Origin of the sequence: Treponema sp., from assembly GCF_024696245.1 — a bacterium.
Taxonomy (GTDB): Bacteria; Spirochaetota; Spirochaetia; order Treponematales; family Treponemataceae; genus Treponema_D.
Window position 1 is genome coordinate 1 of sequence record NZ_JAILGZ010000139.1, and the last position, 2,977, is coordinate 2,977.

Genomic DNA, 2,977 nt, shown 5'->3' on the forward strand with positions numbered 1-2,977 from the left:
GGAGCAGTAGACACAGAAGGAAAAATCTATACAAACAAAGAAGCAGTAGAATATCTCAAGCAGTATGATTCAGATAAATATGAAGAAAGTCTTTCGCGTGCAGAAGAGCTTGGTATAAAAGACTTACTTGAAAATGCAGAAATTTTAGTATGGGGAAAGAGATATTATTCAACTTCAGGTAAGATGAAGAAAGTTCTTGGTAAAAGTGGTTTAATTCTTAATGGATTAATTCAATATGATATGCAAGGAAATGCTTATCAAATTGATTTTGACTGGTGGGGTAATTATAAAAATGATTGGGGGATACGTTTTGACGAAGGAACAGAAGATAATTCAAATTTTGTTTGTGCAGATGTAAATGGAAACAGAATTGTTTTATTAACTGATTTGAATAATTATTCCAAAATTCTTGGTAGTAAAGGAGATTATCAGGAAACAAGACCTGAATATTCTACCAGCTGGTACGTAGGTTTCGGCGGTAACATCTACTACTACATAGCAGGCGAAGAATACACCGAAGTATTCCGCATCCGCCGCACCTGGGGCGACCCGGACTTTTACGCCATGGCAATCAACGGCTACACAGATGATGAATACGGTAAGTATGTAAACGAAGTTCTTCCAAAACTGAGCAAAGCAGACCTGCGCCTTTTACGCAACACAATCTTTGCACTTTATGAAGTACATTTTAAGAGCGAAGACCTTGCAAAACATTTTGACAAACAGGTGTGGTATACAGACGAAGGAAAAACTTCTGCCCAGATTCAGCTCCCGCCTCACCGCCAGGCTCTGCTAGAAAAAATCCAGGCATTAGAAAAGTAAACTGGGCTTAACGGGGGATGCGGCTTAACTGCGGTATCCGTTTTGAACTTCGTGTCAGGTTAAAATCTGCCTGCTAAAACTGCTTCTCTGAGACACTTGTTCATTCTTGTCTGATAACCTTTACCTGTAGCTTTCATTGCTGCAAGGATATCTGCATCAATTTTAAATGAGATAAGTACTTTTTTTGGAGTAATGTCAAAATATTCTTTATGATACGGAACAAATTCCTGTAATTCTTCTTTCGAGAATTTTGGAGAATCGTCATCATAAGTAATTGGAACTTTCTCAATTTCTGCAATACGTTCAGCCGTTAATTTTTTTGATGTAATCATAATAGACCTCCTTCAAATCATTATCTGCTCTTTGGGCAGAAATAATTCTTGTTCGCTCTCGCTCCGTAAAAGTTGTTACAAGAACCAAAAGACCGTTTATACAGCCGATTCCATTCCATCGTTCTTCATCAACAGAATGATTCTTGTCATATCGGACAAGAAAATATGGATCGTCGAATACATCCGCTATTTCCTCGAATCCGAAACCATGTTTTTTCCGTCGTAACAGCAAAATTTAGAAAATTTCCTATTGTGTAACAAGTTTTATCGAAAAAAATCAAGCAGGTTTTGTGCCTACAAGATTCCCATTCTGAACAACAAGTCTTACCATCTTATGGCAATTCGGACAAGAACCTGGTAAACTACCACTTCCAGTAGACATAGTCCCTGTAAGAATTGTTACGCCTTGTCCACAACAGGGACAAGTAATAAAAGTTTTTGGACCAACCATAAAATCCTCCTACGATTTTATTTCCATTTTGGAGAAAATCTGTCGGAAGATTTACCTTATCACCAATAAGTGGCGCAGTGCGCCATCAACCTAACAACGCAGTTAAACCGCAAACCGGCTTGACCCGCTGTCGGCTTTGAACTTCTTGTTAGGTTTTATATTATTATAAAACTCTAAAATACAATATATGGGTCTTTGATAAATTTCTTTTTACCACACTTTGGACATTTTATAGCTGTACATTTTTTGAAGAATGTATAATTTATGTTTTTTCCATATCCTCGATAACCACAATTTATACATATTCTTGGTATGTTTTCCCATGGAAACGGCATTCTTACATTTTCCAATATACTATTGCTCCATTTATCAAGCAAAGGCTTAACCTCCGCTTGATTCATATTTTTTCTTACTTCCGAGTGCATTCAACTGTTGTTGAATCTGTAGAGACCTTTACATCATAGTTTTTTGCAATTGTGTTAATAACTCCAGCAGCTATTCCAAGAGCCCCCAAGACTCCCAAAATTCCGGCAATAACTTCAGCTGTAGATAATGCAACGGCAGTTCCTCCTGCTGTTGTAGCAACTAAGTATGACACACCTGCAACCGCGCTAGCACCCCCTGTAACTGGAGCTGCTAACATTCCTATACCTGCAGCAATTCCTCCTGCAAGCATGCTACCTATCCCAATTTTTTTTGCTACAGACTTTTTCTTCTGCCCAGATATAATTTTCTGAGCTAAATCTCCTGTTATGATAATTTTATCAGTGTTATTCTTTACAGCTGTTTCCAGTTCTTCTTTTGTACTTACTGTTAATGTTGTCATCTTAAAATCTCCATAATCAATTCTTGCTTCCAAAATGTTTCGATATGGCAGTTCTAACAACTTTCATAACCTCTTCTGCACTTGCATTTTTTACCTGCAAAGTACCGTTTTCATCATCAAGGTTCTCATATTTTCCTTCGGAATCATAAGGTCGAATTTGAACTTTTACGACCCGTTTTGAATCTAAATTTTCATATACTTCTGATTTTTTAGGCATAAAATCCTCCTTAGATTTTATTTCCATATTTCTGGAGAATATCTGCCGGAAGATTTTCCTTACTAACAGCAAGTGGCGCAGTGCGCCATCAACCTAACAAATATTCCCCCTATCCACAGTAACCATTTCCCACTGCAAAAAGTGTCAGTGTAAACTGGGGTGGAAATAGAATAATTTTAATTTTAACTTAGATTTATGTTGTTTGCCATATATTTTACACGGGTCCATGTAAACTCACAGACGGTCCAAAGGGCTCACTACTCCACCAGCGCCTCGGTTCAATACATGGGTATAAATCATTGTCGTACTCACATCACTATGTCCCAGCA

5 protein-coding genes are annotated in these 2,977 nt (G+C 37.6%); 1 reads left to right on the plus strand and 4 read right to left on the minus strand.

Annotated elements, in window-relative coordinates; genetic code table 11:
• A partial coding sequence (locus tag K6D58_RS09950; RefSeq protein WP_296830244.1) for a YARHG domain-containing protein occupies positions 1 to 822 on the plus strand: 822 nt, incomplete at its 5' end.
• 59 nt (positions 823 to 881) lie between these two features.
• Here the strand turns inward: K6D58_RS09950 and K6D58_RS09955 are convergent.
• From K6D58_RS09955 to K6D58_RS09970, 4 genes are all read right to left on the minus strand, one after another.
• Positions 882 to 1,154, minus strand: coding sequence for a BrnA antitoxin family protein (locus K6D58_RS09955; RefSeq protein WP_296830246.1), 273 nt, complete (start codon positions 1,152 to 1,154; stop codon positions 882 to 884).
• On the minus strand, positions 1,126 to 1,386 hold the full coding sequence (locus tag K6D58_RS09960; RefSeq protein WP_296830247.1) for a BrnT family toxin: 261 nt from the start codon (positions 1,384 to 1,386) through the stop codon (positions 1,126 to 1,128). The genes K6D58_RS09955 and K6D58_RS09960 overlap by 29 nt, the downstream gene beginning before the upstream one ends.
• A gap of 628 nt (positions 1,387 to 2,014) precedes the next feature.
• On the minus strand, positions 2,015 to 2,431 hold the full coding sequence (locus K6D58_RS09965; RefSeq protein ID WP_296830249.1) for a hypothetical protein: 417 nt from the start codon (positions 2,429 to 2,431) through the stop codon (positions 2,015 to 2,017).
• A 16-nt stretch (positions 2,432 to 2,447) separates the two neighbouring features.
• Complete coding sequence (locus K6D58_RS09970; RefSeq protein WP_296830251.1) at positions 2,448 to 2,648, minus strand: hypothetical protein; 201 nt, start codon at positions 2,646 to 2,648, stop codon at positions 2,448 to 2,450.
• Positions 2,649 to 2,977 lie beyond the last annotated feature (329 nt).